This window comes from Rhizobium sp. BE258, from assembly GCF_031457345.1.
Taxonomy (GTDB): domain Bacteria; phylum Pseudomonadota; class Alphaproteobacteria; order Rhizobiales; family Rhizobiaceae; genus Rhizobium.
The window spans coordinates 397,884-417,062 of record NZ_JAVDWL010000005.1 but is presented as its reverse complement, the minus strand read 5'-3'; the positions used below and the strand labels follow the sequence as shown (position 1 = coordinate 417,062).

General features: G+C 60.3%; 12 protein-coding genes. 7 read left to right on the top strand and 5 right to left on the bottom strand.

Annotation, left to right across the window (positions count from 1 at the left end; genetic code table 11):
* Positions 1–77: 77 nt before the first annotated feature.
* Both J2X43_RS20270 and J2X43_RS20265 read left to right on the top strand, forming a co-directional pair.
* Positions 78–1,988 (top strand): propionyl-CoA synthetase, encoded by a 1,911-nt coding sequence (locus tag J2X43_RS20270; RefSeq protein ID WP_310296605.1) that lies wholly within the window; start codon positions 78–80, stop codon positions 1,986–1,988.
* Between the two features lie 177 nt (positions 1,989–2,165).
* Positions 2,166–3,074 (top strand): flagellin, encoded by a 909-nt coding sequence (locus J2X43_RS20265; RefSeq protein ID WP_112385988.1) that lies wholly within the window; start codon positions 2,166–2,168, stop codon positions 3,072–3,074.
* A 72-nt stretch (positions 3,075–3,146) separates the two neighbouring features.
* Here J2X43_RS20265 and J2X43_RS20260 read toward each other — a convergent pair whose 3' ends face one another.
* Positions 3,147–3,848 carry a DUF1013 domain-containing protein gene (locus J2X43_RS20260; protein ID WP_112385987.1) on the bottom strand — a complete coding sequence of 234 codons (702 nt, stop codon included), beginning with the start codon at positions 3,846–3,848 and terminating at the stop codon, positions 3,147–3,149.
* A gap of 232 nt (positions 3,849–4,080) precedes the next feature.
* On the opposite strand from J2X43_RS20260, the gene acs reads away from it, so the two are divergent.
* Entirely contained in the window at positions 4,081–6,036 is a 1,956-nt protein-coding gene (gene acs / locus J2X43_RS20255) for an acetate--CoA ligase (protein WP_310296601.1), read from the top strand.
* A 37-nt stretch (positions 6,037–6,073) separates the two neighbouring features.
* On the opposite strand, the gene J2X43_RS20250 is transcribed toward acs, so the two are convergent.
* Positions 6,074–6,520 (bottom strand): thermonuclease family protein, encoded by a 447-nt coding sequence (locus tag J2X43_RS20250; protein ID WP_310296599.1) that lies wholly within the window; start codon positions 6,518–6,520, stop codon positions 6,074–6,076.
* A gap of 48 nt (positions 6,521–6,568) precedes the next feature.
* Positions 6,569–6,790, bottom strand: coding sequence for a DUF1674 domain-containing protein (locus J2X43_RS20245; RefSeq protein WP_112385984.1), 222 nt, complete (start codon positions 6,788–6,790; stop codon positions 6,569–6,571).
* A 110-nt stretch (positions 6,791–6,900) separates the two neighbouring features.
* Between J2X43_RS20245 and htpX the strand changes: the two genes are divergently transcribed.
* From htpX to purH, 4 genes are all read left to right on the top strand, one after another.
* Entirely contained in the window at positions 6,901–7,863 is a 963-nt protein-coding gene (htpX, locus tag J2X43_RS20240; protein ID WP_310296597.1) for a zinc metalloprotease HtpX, read from the top strand.
* Complete coding sequence (locus J2X43_RS20235; protein ID WP_310296595.1) at positions 7,854–9,236, top strand: transcription antitermination factor NusB; 1,383 nt, start codon at positions 7,854–7,856, stop codon at positions 9,234–9,236. Before htpX ends, J2X43_RS20235 begins: the two co-directional genes overlap by 10 nt.
* A 111-nt stretch (positions 9,237–9,347) precedes the next feature.
* Positions 9,348–11,021: a heparinase II/III family protein gene (locus J2X43_RS20230; protein ID WP_310296593.1), complete on the top strand. Its 1,674-nt coding sequence runs from the start codon at positions 9,348–9,350 to the stop codon at positions 11,019–11,021.
* Between the two features lie 97 nt (positions 11,022–11,118).
* Positions 11,119–12,735, top strand: a complete 1,617-nt coding sequence (purH, locus tag J2X43_RS20225) for a bifunctional phosphoribosylaminoimidazolecarboxamide formyltransferase/IMP cyclohydrolase (RefSeq protein ID WP_310296592.1) — start codon at positions 11,119–11,121, stop codon at positions 12,733–12,735.
* Between the two features lie 49 nt (positions 12,736–12,784).
* Here purH and J2X43_RS20220 read toward each other — a convergent pair whose 3' ends face one another.
* Positions 12,785–14,185, bottom strand: a complete 1,401-nt coding sequence (locus tag J2X43_RS20220) for an MFS transporter (RefSeq protein ID WP_310296590.1) — start codon at positions 14,183–14,185, stop codon at positions 12,785–12,787.
* 31 nt (positions 14,186–14,216) lie between these two features.
* Positions 14,217–18,995 (bottom strand): NAD-glutamate dehydrogenase, encoded by a 4,779-nt coding sequence (locus J2X43_RS20215; protein WP_310296588.1) that lies wholly within the window; start codon positions 18,993–18,995, stop codon positions 14,217–14,219.
* Positions 18,996–19,179 lie beyond the last annotated feature (184 nt).

Here is a 19,179-nt window from a genome sequence, read left to right as displayed (position 1 = left end):
GCCTTTCGTCGGGCTTCCTGTTCCTCTCTCCCTCCCCTAGATTGGCGTCATCGCTTGCATATCCTGGGGAGGAGCAGATGCAGAGCCTGTATCACCACGTCTATAGCGGCTGGAAAGACAGTCCTGAACGCTTCTGGCGGGATGCTGCCCAGGCGATCGACTGGTTCGTTGAGCCGAATCCGATTTTCGCTCCAGAAGACGGGGTCTATGGCCGCTGGTTTGTGGGCGGTGAGACCAATACCTGCTTCAATTGCCTCGACAGGCACGTAGAGGCAGGCCGGGGCAACGAGACGGCCGTCATTTTCGACAGCGCGATGAACGGCGCCAGGGCGCGCTACACATATGCTCAGGTGCTGGAAGAGGTACAGGCGATTGCCGCGACGCTGCGCGATCTCGGCATCGCCAAGGGTGATCGGGTGATCCTCTATATGCCGATGGTGCCGGAGGCGATCTTCTCGATGCTTGCCTGCGCCCGTCTCGGCGCCGTGCATTCGGTGGTCTTCGGCGGTTTTGCTGCAAACGAACTCGCATCCCGAATCGACGATTGCGGTGCCAAGCTGGTGATTACCGCGAGCTGCGGCCTCGAGCCGGGCCGAGTCGTCGCCTATAAACCGCTCGTCGATCAGGCTCTCGCGCTATCCAGGATCAAACCGAAGCATTGCCTGGTGCTGCAGCGGCCGGAGCTCAGGGCAGACCTGCTCTCCGGGCGCGACCTTGATTTCGATGTGGCGGTCGGTCAACGACGCGGGACTGCAGTTGAATGCACGCCGGTGCTGGCAACTGATCCGCTGTACATTCTCTATACATCGGGAACGACAGGACAGCCGAAGGGCGTCGTTCGCGATAATGGCGGGCACATGGTTGCCTTGCACTGGTCGATGGTGAACATCTACGGGCTGAATCCCGGTGAGGTGTTCTGGACGGCATCGGATATCGGCTGGGTCGTCGGGCACTCCTATATCGTTTATGCACCGCTGCTCTCAGGTGTCACGACTGTGATCTACGAGGGTAAACCCGTCGGCACGCCGGATGCGGGCGCTTTCTGGCGGGTCGTCTCGGATTACGATGTCCGCGTCCTCTTCACTGCCCCGACCGCTTTCCGGGCGATTCGCCGGGAAGACCCAGATGGCGAGCTTGCCGGCCGCTATCCGAGATCGAAGTTCCGGGCGCTTTTCCTTGCCGGGGAGCGGGCCGATCCGGAAACTCTGAAATGGGCAGAGCTAACACTCGGTGTGCCGGTCATCGATCACTGGTGGCAAACCGAGACCGGATGGCCGATTGCGGCCAATCCCCTGGGGCTCGGCAAACTGCCGGTGAAGCACGGGTCACCATCTGTGCCGATGCCTGGATATGATGTCCGCGTGCTTAATGACGCAGGGCATCCGGTTGCGGCGGGGACACTCGGCAACATTGCCATCAAGCTGCCACTGCCGCCGGGTTGCCTTCCAACGCTATGGCAGGCGGACTCGAGATTTCGAGTTGCCTATCTCGATGAGTTTCCGGGTCACTACAAGACGGCCGACGCCGGCTATATCGATGAAGACGGCTATCTGTTCATCATGGCCCGGACCGATGACATCATCAATTGCGCCGGGCATCGTCTGTCGACCGGGGCGATGGAAGAGATCTGTGCCAAGCATCCGGATGTCGCGGAATGCGCCGTCGTCGGCATTGCTGATTCGCTGAAGGGTCAGGTGCCCTGCGGGTTTCTTGTGCTGAAGAAAGGTGTGTTGCGCGAATCACCGGAGATCGAATCGGAAATCGTTAAGATGATTCGCGACGAAATCGGCCCGGTTGCTGCCTTCAAGACAGCGATTACTGTCGAAAGATTACCGAAAACGCGCTCCGGAAAGATTCTACGCGGTACGATGCAGAAGATCGCGGACGGCATACCGTGGAAAATGCCTGCAACAATTGACGATCCGGCCATTCTGGACGAGGTCGCAGAAGCCCTGCGGCGCAAGGGGTTAGGTTCCCCGGTTATATAGAAAATTTCCTATTCGGTAACAATCATTGACGAGTTATGACCGTCGTTGACGAGTTGTTAACCATGTTCTCATTAGCTTCCACTCAACGGACACCTGATTGCAGGTGAAGCATGAAGCACCGCCCCAGCCGGCCATTGCCGGAATGCTCCTTCATTTTCAAGAGAAGTGGAAAAAGCGATGTCAAGCATCCTGACAAACACGGCTGCAATGTCAGCCCTTCAGACGCTGCGTAACGTAAACCAGAGTCTCCAGACCACTCAGGCGCATGTCTCCTCCGGTCTGCGTGTCGCCAAGGCCGCTGACAACGCGGCATATTGGTCGATTGCCACGACCATGAAATCCGATAACAAGGCTCTCTCGGCCGTTTCCGACGCGCTGGGTCTTGGCGCGGCAAAGGTCGACACGGCCTATTCCGCCATGGACAGCGCGATCGACGTCGTCAGCGAAATCAAGGCGAAGATCGTCGCCGCTACTGAAAAGGGCGTCGACAAGTCGAAGATCCAGGAAGAAATCACCCAGTTGCAGGCGCAGCTGAAGAGCATCTCCGAATCTGCTTCCTTCTCGGGCGAGAACTGGGTTGCCGGCGACGGCACAAAGAGCGTCGTCTCCACCTTCGTTCGCGACGGCTCGAATGGCATTTCGGTCAAGATGACCGATTACGTTCTCGATAGCGGTTCGATGGGCAACGTGCTGTTCGGCACCTCCACCGGCGGCATCATCGACACTTCGACGGGCATCCTCGGCACGTCCAATGGCTCGGTCGGTTCGGTATACGCGATGGACATCAGCAAACTGTCTTCCGACGATATTGCGCTCGCACTGAATAATGTCGAGAACGCACTCAAGGCGATGACCAGCGCCGGCTCGCAGTTGGGTTCGATTTCGACGCGTATTCAGCTGCAGGAGAATTTCGTCTCAACGCTCAGCGACTCGATCGAATCGGGTGTCGGCCGACTTGTCGATGCGAACATGGAAGAGGAATCGTCGAAATTGACGGCGCTGCAAACGCAGCAGCAGCTCGCCATCCAGTCGCTGTCGATCGCCAACTCCGCTTCGCAGAACATCCTCTCGCTCTTCCGCAGCTAAGCCCGGAAAAGCGGCCAACAAAAAACCCGCCGGAGCGATCCGGCGGGTTTTTGCATTTACGAGAAGCGGCGATCAGAAACGATCGTCTTCGTCCTCATCGTTTGTAGTGGACTTCAGCGACTTCAGCTTGGCAAATACGGCATCGGCGTCGATTTCAGGCTCTTCTTCGCGCTCGAAGCTCGGCGTCAGACGCTCAGTTTCCTGGGCAGACTGTAGGGTCGCGCCAAGTTCAGCGGCGGTCGGCAGCGGACGGCCCTTCGATGCCTTTTCGACTTCCATGTCGAGGTCGATCTGGCTGCAGAGGCCGAGCGTGACCGGATCCATCGGCGTCAAGTTCGCTGCATTCCAGTGGGTGCGTTCGCGGATCTGCTCGATCGTCGACTTGGTGGTGCCGACGAGGCGCGAAATCTGCGCGTCCTTCAGTTCCGGATGGTTGCGAACCAGCCAGAGAATGGCGTTCGGGCGATCCTGGCGCTTGGAAACCGGCGTATAACGCGGGCCGCGGCGCTTGGATTCCGGCACGCGGACCTTCGGCTCGGAAAGCTTCAGCTTGTGGTTCGGGTTGGCTTCGGCGCGCGCTATTTCGTCGCGGGAAAGCTGGCCGGTCGAGATCGGATCCAGGCCCTTGATGCCTTGTGCGGCTTCACCGTCGGCAATCGCCTTCACTTCCAGCGGGTGAAGCTTGCAGAACTGTGCGATCTGGTCGAAAGACAGCGCCGTGTTGTCAACCAGCCAGATGGCGGTCGCTTTCGGCATAAGCAGTTGTTGAGCCATGGATATAGTCCTTCTGTCGTCCGCGCCGGTGTCGCGGTCCGTGGATTGTCACCACAATTTCCGGGAAATATGGGCGGTATATAACCGGAGTGACACAGAATTGCAATTGATGTGGATTGAAATGACCTTTGTCTAATTGCCGGGCCGTTTTGACCTGCTATGAATGCCCTGAATTGAGTCCCGGGTGCCGCTTGAAGCGGCGAAACCGGTGCCCGTGTGAGGAGGAGTTTCCATGTCGGAAAAGATCTATCCGGTTAGCAAACCGGTGAAGAGCCATGCCCTGATCGACAAGGCGAAATACGAAAAGTGGTACGAAGAGAGTGTCGAGAATCCCGACAAGTTCTGGGGCAAGCATGGCAAGCGGATCGACTGGTTCAAGCCTTATACCAAGGTCAAGAACACCTCATTCACCGGCAAGGTTTCGATCAAGTGGTTCGAAGACGGCCAGACCAACGTCTCCTATAACTGTATCGACCGCCACCTGAAGACACATGGCAACCAGACCGCCATCATCTTCGAAGGCGACAATCCCTATGTCGACAAAAAGATCACCTATAACGAGCTCTACGAGCATGTCTGCCGTCTGGCGAATGTGCTGAAGAAGCACGGCGTTAAGAAGGGCGATCGCGTCACCATCTACATGCCGATGATCCCGGAAGCGGCTTACGCGATGCTCGCCTGTTCGCGCATCGGTGCCGTGCATTCGGTCGTCTTCGGCGGCTTCTCGCCGGAAGCGCTGGCCGGCCGCATCGTCGACTGCGAATCGACCTTCGTCATCACCTGTGACGAGGGCGTGCGTGGTGGAAAGCCGGTGCCACTCAAGGAAAATACCGACACGGCGATCCATATCGCCGCCAAGCAGCACGTCATCGTCGACAAGGTTCTCGTCGTTCGCCGCACCGGTGGCAAGACCGGCTGGGCGCCGGGTCGTGACCTTTGGTATCACCAGGAAGTCGCGACCGTGAAGGCGGAATGCCCGCCGGTGAAGATGAAGGCGGAAGACCCGCTGTTCATCCTCTATACGTCGGGTTCGACGGGCAAGCCGAAGGGCGTGCTGCACACGACTGGCGGCTATCTCGTCTATGCGTCGATGACGCATGAATATGTCTTCGATTATCACCCCGGCGATATCTACTGGTGCACGGCCGATGTCGGCTGGGTCACCGGCCACTCCTATATCGTCTACGGCCCGCTTGCGAACTGCGCGACGACGCTGATGTTCGAGGGCGTGCCGAATTTCCCGGATCAGGGACGTTTCTGGGAAGTCATCGACAAGCACAAGGTCAACATCTTCTACACGGCGCCGACGGCGATCCGTTCGCTGATGGGCGCCGGCGACGAGTTTGTCACGCGCTCCTCGCGCTCCTCGCTGCGCCTGCTTGGAACTGTCGGCGAACCGATCAATCCCGAAGCCTGGGAATGGTATTACAATGTGGTCGGCGACAAGCGTTGCCCCGTCATCGATACCTGGTGGCAGACGGAAACCGGCGGTCACATGATCACGCCGCTGCCGGGTGCGATCGACCTGAAGCCGGGTTCGGCAACGGTGCCGTTCTTCGGCGTCAAGCCACAGCTGGTGGACAATGAAGGCAAGGTTCTCGAAGGTGCGGCTGATGGTAATCTCTGCATCACCGATAGCTGGCCGGGCCAGATGCGCACCGTCTATGGCGACCACGAGCGCTTCATCCAGACCTACTTCTCGACCTACAAGGGCAAGTATTTCACCGGTGACGGCTGCCGCCGTGATGAGGACGGATACTACTGGATCACCGGACGCGTCGATGACGTGCTGAACGTCTCCGGTCACCGCCTCGGCACCGCTGAAGTGGAATCGGCCCTCGTCTCGCACAATCTTGTCTCGGAAGCAGCCGTTGTCGGCTATCCGCATCCGATCAAGGGCCAGGGCATCTATTGCTACGTGACGCTGATGGCCGGCCATGAGGGTACCGACGAGCTGCGTCAGCAGCTGGTCAAGCATGTCCGCACCGAAATCGGCCCGATCGCTTCGCCAGACAAGATCCAGTTTGCACCCGGCCTGCCGAAGACCCGTTCCGGCAAGATCATGCGCCGCATTCTGCGCAAGATCGCCGAAGACGATTTCGGCGCATTGGGCGACACCTCGACGCTGGCCGATCCGGCTGTCGTCGATGATCTCATCGCCAACAGGCAGAACAAGGCAAGCGCCTGATGTTTCAAAGCCGCCCCGATCATACGGGGCGGCTTTTTCAATCGTTGCTGGTACAGGCGATACGCGGCCTATGCCCGCCATCGTAGCCAGTGGCCAAACCGCCTTCCATCAATTCGTGAGCTGGATTCCGCCCATCTTCGAACAAAATATCGGCGACGATCCGGCCGAAATATTTATCGCCGCTGATATTGGTCAGAAGCACATGCCGTGAAGCGGCTGTCATCGCATCCAGTGCAAGACGCGCTTCTTCCGCCGCGCGCCGGACGGCTGGACATTTCGACTTGATTTCGGGAGTGTCGATGCCGCGGATGCGGACATAAACCTCGACCCGCTGTTGCGGCCATGGCGTTGCTTCCACCAGTATCGTATCGCCGTCAATGACCCTGATGATCTCGGCCGCGACAGGACCGGCAACCTTCTCGCCGCCCGCGACTGAAGCCGGGACCAGGCATATGCCAAAAATAATCGGGATCAGCTTCCTCATGAAAGGAATAAATTCCGATTTTCCGACGCAGTCAATAGGAATATTTACTTAGAAATCGATGGCGCGGCCGTTGATCTCGTAATCGCCGAAACGTGCAGGCTCGGCCCCGCCGCGGCCGCCGATCTCCGGGGGCAATTCCAGCGGGGCGGCGTTGCGTCGGCGTTCCTCGGCTTCGGCCAGCGCCCGCTTGGCGGCAGGCGACAATACCTTGCGTGGCGCGGTGCTGTCCGCGGCTTGGCTTTCGGTGTTGTCGTTGTCGGCTGACTGCATGGCGCTCTCCTGCCGGAAAACATTGAAAATGGCGGGCGAATAACCAAATCATAGTGCGCCGGAGCGCTGATTGGAACCCTCAATACCGGTCATAGGAGACGGAGACCTCGATGAACCTCGTTCGCACTGCCATGTTGCTTGCCTTCATGACAGCCCTGTTCATGTTCGTCGGATTTCTCATCGGCGGCCGCGGCGGCATGATGATCGCCTTCCTGCTTGCTGCCGGAATGAACTTCTTCTCCTATTGGAATTCGGGAAACATGGTGCTGTCGGCCTATCGTGCCCAGGAGGTCGATGAGCGGAATGCACCCGAATTCTACGGCATTGTTCGCGATCTGTCGCAAAGGGCCGGTCTGCCGATGCCGAAGGTCTATCTCTATGACAGCCCGCAACCGAACGCCTTTGCGACCGGCCGTAATCCGGAAAATGCGGCGGTCGCCGCCTCTACAGGACTGCTGCAGGCCCTGTCGCCGGAAGAGGTCGCCGGTGTCATGGCGCATGAGCTCGCCCACGTCCAGAACCGCGACACGCTGACGATGACGATCACCGCGACGCTCGCCGGTGCGATCTCGATGCTTGGCAACTTTGTCTTCTTCTTCGGCGGCAACCGCGAGAACAACAACAATCCGCTCGGCTTCGTCGGTGTTCTCGCCGCCATGATCGTCGCGCCGCTGGCGGCGATGCTGGTGCAGATGGCGATCAGCCGGACGCGCGAATATTCGGCCGACCGGCGCGGTGCGGAGATCTGCGGCAATCCGCTTTGGCTTGCTTCCGCTCTCGGCAAGATTGCCCGCGGTGCGGCGCAGGTTCCGAACTACGATGCCGAGCGCAATCCGGCAACCGCGCATATGTTCATCATCAATCCGCTCTCCGGCGAGCGTATGGACAATCTATTCTCGACCCATCCGAACACGGAGAACCGGATTGCGGCGCTACGGGAAATGGCGGCTGGCGGCATGAATATCTCGACGCCACCCGTGCGGACTGCTAATCCGTCGCGGAAATCGCGTTCGGTTCCGGATACCGGTGTTGGCCGCGGTGGTTCGCAACCGCCAAAAGGTCCGTGGTCTTGAATTCAAACGGCAAGAAGCCCTTCAAAAACAGCAGCAGCCATTCGGAACGTGCCCCTGCCAAGCCCGGCCTGCAGGCGCGGTCGGCCGCGGTCAAGATTCTGGCGGCCGTCGTCGACAAGAAGCTGCCGCTCGATGGCGCGCTCGACCATGAGAACGGCAATCCTGCCTACAAGGCGCTCGGTGAAAACGATCGCGCGCTGGTTCGTGCCATTCTGAACAGCGCGCTGAGGCATATGCCGCGGATCGATGCGGCCATAGCTTCGCTTCTCGATACGCCGCTTCCGGAAGGCGCCCGGGCGCTGCATCACGTTCTTGCCGTCGGCGCTGCGCAGATCCTCTATCTCGACGTGCCCGACCATTCGGCGGTCGATCTTGCCGTCGAGCAGGCGAACGGCGATCCCCGCAACCGCCGCTTCGCCAAGCTGGTCAACGCCATTCTGCGCCGTATCGGCCGCGAGAAGGAGGAGATTCTCGCTTCCGTCGCCGATGTCCCGGCAATGCCCGACTGGTTCCTGGCGCGGCTCAAGAAGGCCTATGGCAAGGATGCGGCGCTGGCGATCTCGGAATCGCAGCTGGAACCTGCAGCAATCGATCTGACCGTCAAATCGGATGCTGCGGGCTGGGCGGCGCGGCTGAACGGCGCGGTGCTGCCGACGGGCGGCGTTCGTCTCGCGGCCTTCGATGGCAGCATTCCGTCTCTGGAAGGCTTCGAGGATGGTGCGTGGTGGGTGCAGGACGCCGCCGCCAGCATCCCGGCAAAGCTGTTCGGTGATCTGACAGGCAAGCGCGTTGCCGATCTCTGCGCTGCTCCCGGCGGCAAGACGGCCCAGCTTATTCTCGCGGGTGGCTATGTCACCGCGATCGACCAATCAGAGAGCCGGCTGAAGCGTCTGCGCTCCAATCTCGCGCGTCTAGGGCTGCAGGCTGAGACCCTTGCGACCGACTTGACCAAATTCCAGCCGGATGAGGGTTTCGACGCTATCCTGCTTGATGCGCCCTGCTCCTCGACCGGTACGACGCGTCGTCACCCCGATGTGCTTTGGACCAAGGGGCCCGAAGAGATCAGCAAGCTTGCCGGTGTTCAGGAGCGGTTGCTGCGCCACGCGCTGACGCTGTTGAAGCCCAATGGCGTCATCGTGTTTTCGAATTGCTCGCTCGATCCTGCGGAAGGCGAAGATGTCATAGCACGCGTTCTTGCCGATGTGCCCACTGTTGCAAGGGTGCCGATCGATCCGGCGGCGTGGCCGGGTCTCGAACAGGCGATCAGTCCGGTTGGCGATTTCAGAACCACGCCGGTGATGCTGCCGATGTCCGATGGTATCGCGTCCGGCCTCGATGGCTTCTACGCCGCGATGTTGCGACGTGTTGCCTGATTGCAAGACGGTCTCTTATATTTCATCCTTGTCACAAATTAATGCAGCCTTACCGGTGAAAGCTGCTCTCGTTCACCTATTCTTAATAACGAGGGTCAATAGAAAATAAATATGCAATCCGGCGGGCGTTTTTCGACTTTGTATGTTCGGGAGGCTTGGCGGCGCTTGTCGCGCCGTGCCGCCTTGGTGCGCCTGCGCCTCTTCCGCCATACGATCCAGGCGCCCGAACGCCTGATTGTCGCGCCGACGGATTTGCGGGCAATCGATTCCCACGTTGCCGACGAGATCATGAACGGGCGCTTTCCGCTCGCGAGCCGCCTTCTCGAGACCAACGGCAAGTCGCCCTTTACTTTTACGCTGCCGTCACGGGCCTTTGCCAACCGGCTGCATGGTTTCGGATGGCTGCGCCACATGCGGGCCTACAAAAGTGAGCGCGCGTCGCTGATTGCCCGCTCGATCGTCGACAGCTGGCTCTCGCTGCATTCTGGCCGGATCGAAGGCGTTGCCTGGGAAATCGACGTGACGGCACAGCGCGTCATCGCCTGGCTCTCGCATTCGCCTGTCGTCCTGCAAAATGCCGACCGTGGTTTTTATCGCCGGTTCATGCGTTCTCTGGCTTTTCAGGTGCGCTTCCTGCGACGGATGGCGCCATATGCGCCGGCAGGCGAGGTTCTGTTCCGGCTGCGGATCGCCCTCGCGATGGCGTCTATCGCCATGCCGACGCGGGCAGGCCCGCTGCGGAAGGCCGCACAGGCGCTCGATAACGAGTTCGATCTGCAGATTCTTCCTGACGGTGGCCACATATCGCGCAATCCGCGCGCCGGTCTTGAGCTGCTGCTGGACCTGCTGCCGCTGCGTCAGACCTATGTCAATCTTGGTCACGATCTGCCGCAGAAGCTGATTTCAGGCATCGATCGGATGTATCCGGCGCTTCGCTTCTTCCGGCATCAGGATGGAGATCTTGCGCTCTTCAATGGTGCAACGTCAACGCTCGCCAACGAGCTGATGTCCGTACTGCGCTACGATGAGACGGCGGGCCAACCGTTCAAGGCAATGCCGCATTCCCGGTACCAGCGTCTCTCTGCGGGAAAAACCGTCGTCATTGCCGATACCGGATCGCCGCCAACCGGCGAGCTGTCGCGCACGGCGCATGCCGGATGCCTTTCGTTCGAAATGTCGTCGGGACGATATCGTTTCATCGTAAATTCCGGCTCCCCGAAATTCGCAGGCCGCCGTTACGTGCAGATGGCGCGTACCACCGCCACGCATTCGACGGTGACGCTCAACGATACGTCTTCCAGCCGCTTCTCGCCGTCGGAGTTTCTCGGCCACCGGATGACGGAAACCGTAAAGAACGTAACCGTCGAGCGGGCGGAAACGGAGGACGGACGTGACGGGCTGAAGATGAGCCACGATGGCTATCTTCGTGGCTTCGGGGTTCTGCATGAGCGCGAAATCTCGATGAACGCCACAGGCGCGATCGTTACCGGCCGCGACCGCCTTGTGCTGCCTGACGGGCGCGTCAGCGACGATCCGTTGAAGGCCGCAGTCAGGTTTCATGTCCATCCGGCAATCAATCTGAGGCAGAATGATCGCGAGTCCGTTCTGATGACCGCGCCGGATGGCGAAAGCTGGCTCTTCTCGTCGCCGGGCAATGAAGTGCTGATTTCGGAAGATATCTTCTTTGCCGACGCCTCGGGCATCTGCGGCTCCGACCAGATCGAAATCGATTTCGATTTTGCCGAAAAGCCCGAAATTCGCTGGTTTCTTTCCCGTAAGAGCTAGTCGGCATTTACGCGGCGGCAGCGCTCGTGCTAACGCGGCGCCATAATCCTATACGTCCCTCGCCGGATGTCTCCCGAACCCCGAACGGAGAAGGTTCATGGCCGTCATTTCCAAGAAAATCCCCGCCCCCGACAAGGTCAAAGCAAAGACCGCGCTTCTGTCTGTCTCCGACAAGACAGGGATCGTCGAACTCGCCAAGGCGCTGTCGGACAATGGCGTCCGCCTGCTCTCGACCGGCGGCACGCACAAGGCAATTGCTGCGGCCGGCCTTGCCGTCACCGACGTTTCCGAAGTTACCGGTTTTCCGGAAATCATGGACGGCCGCGTCAAGACGCTCCATCCGACGGTTCATGGCGGCCTGCTCGCCATTCGCGACGATGCCGAGCATCAGGACGCGATGAAAAAGCACGGCATCGAAGGCATCGATATCGCCGTCATCAACCTTTATCCGTTCGAGGAAGTCCGCGCTGCCGGCGGCGATTATCCGACGACGGTCGAGAATATCGACATTGGTGGCCCGGCGATGATCCGCGCTTCGGCAAAGAACCATGCCTATGTGACCATCCTCACCGATCCATCCGACTATGCCGAGCTGCTGCAGCAGCTTGCCGAGGATGCCGGGCAGACGAGCTATGCTTTCCGCCAGCGCATGGCCGCAAAGGCCTATGCCCGCACGGCCGCCTATGATGCGATGATCTCGAACTGGTTCACCGAAGCTCTCTCGATCGATACGCCGCGCCATCGCGTGATCGGCGGCGTGCTGAAGGAAGAGATGCGCTACGGTGAAAACCCGCATCAGAAGGCCGCCTTCTACGTTACCGGCGAACAGCGCCCGGGCGTTTCGACGGCGGCGCTGATCCAGGGCAAGCAGCTCTCCTACAACAACATCAACGATACCGATGCCGCTTATGAACTCGTTTCCGAGTTCCTGCCGGAGAAGTCTCCCGCCTGCGCCATCATCAAGCATGCCAATCCCTGCGGCGTCGCCACGGGGTCAAGCCTCGTCGAGGCCTACAGCCGGGCGCTTGCCTGCGATTCTGTCTCGGCCTTCGGCGGCATCATCGCGCTGAACCAGACGCTGGATGCCGCGACGGCGGAAGAGATCATCAAGCTCTTCACCGAAGTCATCATCGCGCCTGATGTGACCGAGGAAGCCAAGGCGATCGTCGCCCGCAAGCCGAACCTGCGCCTGCTTTCGGCCGGCGGACTGCCCGATCCGCGTGTTGCCGGGCTCACGGCAAAGACCGTTTCCGGCGGTCTTCTCGTCCAGAGCCGCGACAATGGCATGGTCGAGGATCTCGAGCTGAAGGTGGTCACCAAGCGCGCGCCGACGGCTCAGGAGCTTGAGGATATGAAGTTTGCCTTCAAGGTCGGCAAGCATGTGAAATCGAATGCCGTCGTCTATGCCAAGAACGGCCAGACCGCGGGTATCGGCGCCGGCCAGATGAGCCGCGTCGATTCTGCCCGAATCGCGGCGCTGAAGGCCGAAGAGGCCGCCAAGGCGCTCGGTCTTGCCGTTCCGATGACGCATGGCTCTGCAGTTGCCTCGGAGGCTTTCCTGCCGTTTGCCGACGGCCTGCTGTCGATGATTGCGGCTGGCGCTACCGCAGTGATCCAGCCTGGTGGCTCGATGCGTGACCAGGACGTCATCGACGCCGCAAACGAGCACAATGTTGCGATGGTGTTTACCGGGATGCGGCACTTCCGCCACTGAGACGGATAACTGAATTGAAAACCCCGGCCTTGTGCCGGGGTTTTTTCGTTCAGGCTTTCTGTTTGTCGGCCGGATATGGCGTGGCAAACAGAAGGATCAGGCCACCCAGCAGGAAAATTATCAGCGTTGCCATGCCGAGCCTGGCAGAACCGCTGGAATAGGTGACGATCGAGAAAAGCAGCGTCGCCATGAAGCTCGTCGCGCGCCCTGAGAGCGCGTAGATCCCGAAATAGCGACCGGCCTCTTCCAGACTGACGCTGCGGGCGAGATAGGATCGCGACGAGGCCTGAACCGGGCCGAAGGCAAGACCGATCAGAAGGCCGTAGAGAATATAGGCCTTCTCGGCGGCGGTGCCGAAAAATCCGCCTGAGTCGGCGACCGGCAGCTCGATCACGCCGAAGAGCGTATAGCCCGGCCCGGTGGAAATGATGCCGATCGTGGCAAGCAGCAGCATCGTCAGGCTGATGACGATCGTCACTTTCGAGCCGATCCGCTGATCGACGCGCCCGGCTATGATACAGCCGAAGATCGCGACGACGTTGAGGATGATGCCGTAAAGGCCGATCTCGATGGTGGCCCAACCGAACATGCCGGCGGCGAAGGTGCCGCCGAGGATCAGCAGACCATTGACGCCGTCCTGGTAGATCATCCGTGCGATCAGGAACTTCAGGATGCCCTTCCGATGCTTGAGCTCGCCGATCGTGTTGCGGAGCTCGGCAAAGCCTGTTTTCACCGCACGTCCGAGCGGAACGCCCTTGGGCGCATCGGGCGTGAAAAGAAACATCGGAATGATGAAGATCAGATACCAGACGGCCGAGATCGGCCCGGTGATGCGGGCGTCTTCGCCAGTGTGGGCGTCGAGGCCAAACAGCGGATCCATCCCCAGCAACGTCTTGCCGGTCTCCAGGCTGCCAGCCAGTAGAGCGACGACTGCGATCAGCACGATCATCCCGCCGAGATAGCCAAGGCCCCAGGCAGTGTTGGACAAGCGGCCGACCTCATCCTTGCTCACCAGCCGCGGCATCATCGAATCGTTGAAGACGATCGAGAATTCGGCGGCGATCGACGCCAGAATCATGAAGATGATTGGATAGATGACGGGCGAGCCGGGAGCCGCAAACCAGAGGCCGAAGAGCGCGGTGATCTTGATGACCGCGAAGAATGCGATCCAGGGTTTGCGGGCGCCGGATTGGTCGGCGATCGAGCCCAGGATTGGCGACAGGACCGCGATGATCACCGAGGAGATCGTCGCGGTGTTGCTCCAAATGGCTTGTGCATGGACCGGATCAGAGGTCAGCCGGGAGACAAAGTAAGGACCTAAGATGAAGGTGGTGACGACCGTGAAGAACGGCTGGGCCGCCCAATCGAAAAACATCCAGCCCCAGATGCCCCTCCCCGGCGCCTTATGCGGCGCCGGAGTTCCGTCTCCCGTCCAGTCAATTCTGCTCACGCATCCGCTCCCATTGTCGCGGCGGACTGTGTCACCTCGTCCGGTCGCGCGCAAGATCGGTCAGAAGGCCCGCGGCGACGGTGATGCGGGCGAGATTCGGCTCGCCGCTATCGCTGAGACTGGAGAGTTCCTCGGTGATGCGATTGATCCTGATGCGATCGACCGCATGCCATGCCTGAACCGGCAGCTTTTCCTTGCCGTGATCCGAGAGTGCGGAGATGACGATGTCGCGACGGGCGCTGGCGATCTGGTCGATGCTGCGCGCAAGTGCCAGATTTTCATAGTGGTCCGAGGTGACGATGCGCCCGCCCGCAGCAAGGAGCCTGCCGATCCGGAAGGTCTGCGAGACGGCAAAGTAGCTTTCCGCAGCACGTGCTAGAGGCTCGCCGGTGCGCTCGGCAATCTGCATGATCTCAGGCACGAGCGCAAAACCCGGCAGGCCGGTAATGTCGGCTGCCAGTTTCTCCGGAAGACCTGCTTCCTGATACTCCGTCTGGCGTGCTTCGAATTCGACAGGAGCCTGTGCCGGGAAAGACGGCTTCAGTTTCTTGAGGGCGGCCTGCAGCCGGCTAACGGTTTCGGCGATATCGCCCTTGGCCATGCCCGTTTTCAGCATCAACCGCGTCAGGACCGTGAAGCTCTGGCTGATTTCGTCGTAGACGCGGTTCTGCGTCTGGCCGGAAATCTTGCCATCAAGCGCGTCCGTTTCGCTCCAGAGGCGGTTGAGGTCGAAACCGTCGCGGGCGATGATTGCAGCGCGGACGACTTCGGCCGCAGAAGCGGCTGTCGCATCGACCATGCTGACGGCAAAGGCCGGGCCGCCGCGATTGATTGCCTCGTTGGCGAGCACGGTGGCGACGATTTCACGCTTCAGCCGGTGGCTGGTGATGTCGGAGCCGTTGGTCTTCTGCATCTTCGCCGGGAAGTAGTTCGACAGCGTCGAGGCAAAGTAGGGATCATCGGGCAGATCGCTGATGATCAGGGCGTCGAAGAGAACGATTTTGGCGTAGGACAGCAGAACGCCGATTTCCGGACGGGTTAGCGGCTTGTTGGCCGCATAACGCTCGGCAAGCGTCGCGTCGTCAGGCAGCGTCTCCACCTTGCGGTTCAGCTGCTTTGCGGATTCGAGCACGGTCATGAAGCGGGCGAGCTCCAAGCCGTTGCCGGTTCCCTTGCGTTCCGTCAACGAGATCGCCAGCGACTGGAGATAGTTGTTGCGCAGAACGAGGCTTGCGACTTCATCGGTCATCGATGACAGCAGCTGGTCGCGCTTCGGGCGCGTCAGGCGGCCGTCATGCATGGCATTTGCCAGCGCGATCTTGATGTTGACCTCGACGTCCGAGGTGTTGACGCCGGCGGAGTTGTCGATCGCGTCGGAATTGCTGCGGCCACCCTTCATGCCGTAGGCGATGCGGCCCTTCTGGGTGACGCCGAGATTGGCGCCCTCGCCGATGACCTTAGCGCGGACATCGTCGGCAATGATGCGGATCGGGTCGTTGGCGCGGTCGCCGACTTCCGTATCGGTTTCAGCCGCGGCCTTCACATAGGTGCCAATGCCGCCGAACCACAGCAGATCGACCGGGCTCTTCAGGATGGCCGTCATGATCTCGAACGGTGTCGCGACGGTCTTGTCGATGCCGATTGCGGTAGCCGCCTCTGCGGTCAGCGTCACGGACTTCGCGGCGCGCGAAATGATCATTGCACCCTTGGAGAGCACCGACTTGTCGAAGTCCTGCCAGCTGGAGCGCGCGAGATTGAAGAGCCGCTGGCGTTCGGCCAACGTCTTGTCCATATCCGGATCCGGATCGATGAAGATATCGCGATGGTCGAAGGCGGCGAGCAGGCGAATTTTCGGCGAGAGCAGCATGCCGTTGCCGAAGACGTCGCCGGACATGTCGCCGACGCCGGCAACGGTAAAGGGCGTCGTCTGGATGTCGATATCCATCTCGCGGAAGTGGCGCTTGACGGTTTCCCAGGCGCCGCGAGCGGTAATGCCCATCTTCTTGTGGTCGTAGCCGGCCGAACCGCCCGACGCAAAGGCGTCGTCGAGCCAGAAGCCGGCCTCCTGCGCCAGCGCGTTGGCGGTATCGGAGAAGGTGGCTGTGCCCTTGTCGGCGGCGACGACGAAATAGGGATCATCGCCGTCGATGCGCACGGTCTTGGCCGGCGGCACGATGTCGGCGCCCGAGATGTTGTCGGTGATCGACAGCAGCGTGCGGATATAGGTCTTGTAGGCTTCGCGCCCCGCGTTGAAGATCTCGTCGCGCGTGCCACCTGCAGGCAGTTTCTTCGGATAGAAGCCGCCCTTGGCGCCGACGGGAACGATGACGGCGTTCTTGACCTGCTGGGCCTTCACCAGGCCGAGCACTTCGGTGCGGTAGTCTTCGGCGCGGTCCGACCAGCGGAGACCGCCACGGGCGACCTTGCCGAAGCGCAGATGGACGCCTTCGACCTCGACGCCATAGGCGAAGACTTCGCGGAAGGGCAACGGCTGCGGCAAGCCGTCGACGAGATGCGGATCGAGCTTGAACGCGAGCATCGCTTTCGGCGATCCATCGTCGTTGCGCTGGAAATAGTTGGTGCGCAGCGTCGCATCGACGACGTTGATATAGCGGCGCAGGATACGGTCGTCGTCAAGGCTTGGGACATCGGCCAGCGATGCTTCGATCGACTGATGCAGATCGCCCAGCTTCTTGAGACGCGGCTTCTCGCCCAGCGCCGGGTCCATTGCTTCATGGAAGAGACGGAACGTGGCGGCGGCGATGTCGGGATATTTGTCGAGCGTCGCTGCGATGTAATCCTGCGAATAGGCGATACCCGCCTGGCGCAGGTAGCGCGAATAGGCGCGCAGCACATTGGTTTCCCGTGCCGAAAGCCCGGCGGAGAGGATCAGCCGGTTGAAGCTGTCATTGTCGATGGTGCCGTTGAAGGCGGCGACGAAAGCTTCTTCCAGCGCCGCGCCAAAGCGCGACAGGTCGATCGCGTTGCCGCTGCGGGCCTCGAGCTCCATGTCGTGCAGGACGACGATGTTGATCGCGCCGTCGGCAGCCGGTACTTCGATGTCGAAGGTGCGTTCGCTGAGGACGTTGAAGCCGAGATTTTCAAGAAGCGGCACACGGCGGGACAACGGCAGCTGCTCGCCGCAGTGGAAGATCTTCAGCGACAGGATACGGCCGCGTTCTTCGTCGTTGCGGTGGTAGAATTCTATGCGGATCGGCTCGCCGCCCGCGCAAGCGGTGATATCGGCAAGGTCACCAGCCGCTTCGTCAGGCGTGAAAGCTTCCTGGAAGGCATTGCTGACGCCGATTTTCGGTGCCTTCGGTCCCGCCAGCATTTCGAAGCGGTTGTCCCAGCGGGCGGTGATCGCCCGGATGGCCTCTTCCAGCTTTGCCTGCGGAATGCGTGGCGTCTTGCCGCCGGAGCGGCCGATGATGAAATGGACGCGTGCCACGCCGCCTTCCGGGAAAGCCGGATAATAAGCAGAGACCCGGCCGTCATAGATGGTCTTCAGATAGGTGCCGATCTTCTCGCGGACGATCGAGTCATATTCCTCGCGCGGGACGTAGACGATGACGGAGACGAAACGGTCGAAATGGTCGATGCGCGGCAGAACGCGGACACGCGGCCGGTCAGCGAGGTCGTTGATCTGCTCGGCAAAGCTCGACAGCAGCGTCGTATCGATCTGGAAGAGATCGTCGCGCGGGTAGGATTCCAGTGTGTTGTCAAGCATGCGGCCGGAATGGCTCATCGGATCGAAGCCGAAATGCTCTTTCACCTTGGCGATCTTCGATCGCAGCAGCGGGATTTCCGACGCCCAGGATGTGTAGGCTGTCGAGGTGAACAGGCCGACGATACGCAGCTCGCCGGTGACATTGCCATTCTTGTCGAAGCGCTTGACGCCGACGTAATCCATATAGGCGCGGCGGTGGACGACCGATTTGACGTTGGCCTTGGTGACGATCAGAAATTCCGGGCCATCAAGGAAGGCTAGGATCTCGGGCGTGGTCGTCACCGCGTCCTTGCCGGTGCGCAGAACCAGAACGTCTGGATTGGAGAGAATGCCGAGGCCGGTACCCTTGTCGCGCTCCACCTTGGCGCCGGCGCCCTTGCCCGAATAGACGTATTCGCGCATGCCGAGGAAGGTGAAGTTCTCGTCGCGCAGCCATGTCAGAAAGGCGAGCGCTTCGTCGCGATCGGCTTTCTTGCGGCTGGCGCTATATTCCCGGAGTTCGTCGATGGCAGTATCGAGCTTCGAGAGCATCGGTTTCCAGTCGGAAACCGCCTGCTGCACCTGTTCGAGAACGGTCTTGATGCGCTTCTGCAGATCGGAGGACTGCGCCGATGTCAGCGGTGAAAGGTGAATCTGGATGTGGCTGACGCGCGAGGCCGGATCACTTGGCTCGTCGGCGGAATAAAGCCCCGGCTCCTTGCCGTCTTCCAGCACCAGAATTGGATGCACCGCCATGTAGAGGTCGCGATAGGTGCTGGTGACCTCGCCCATGACCGATTCGTAGAGAAATGGCATGTTGTGGTCGGTGACCGTCAGAATGGAGACCGGAACGCCTGACGGCTCGACGTCGGCTACTGTCTCGATGCTGACGCGGGGTGTCTTGCCGTTCCACGCCTTCAACTCGCGTGCCGAGTGGATGGCGGAGAGAGCGAGCATTTCGGGCGTATAGAGATCGAGATCATCCCCGCTGGCGCGGCCGAACAGAATTTCGGGCTGCAGATGCTTGTCGCCGGTTGCGGCAGCAATCTTTTTTGCGCTCTCGATCTGTTTCTCGCGTTTCGGATTGTGTCTGGCGGCCATTTCAGATGTTCCCCGATCTGTTCGATTTGGTGCAAAATATCAGAAGATTTGCCGAAAAAATCTCTAAAAGAGGCCGCTTGATGGCAGCTTTCGTTCGTTCTGGCCCCTGTTTTTGTCAGAATTCGGAAGAATCTCCGCCTATTCGGTTCGACTAATATTGTTTGCGGCCGACTTTGGACTGCTG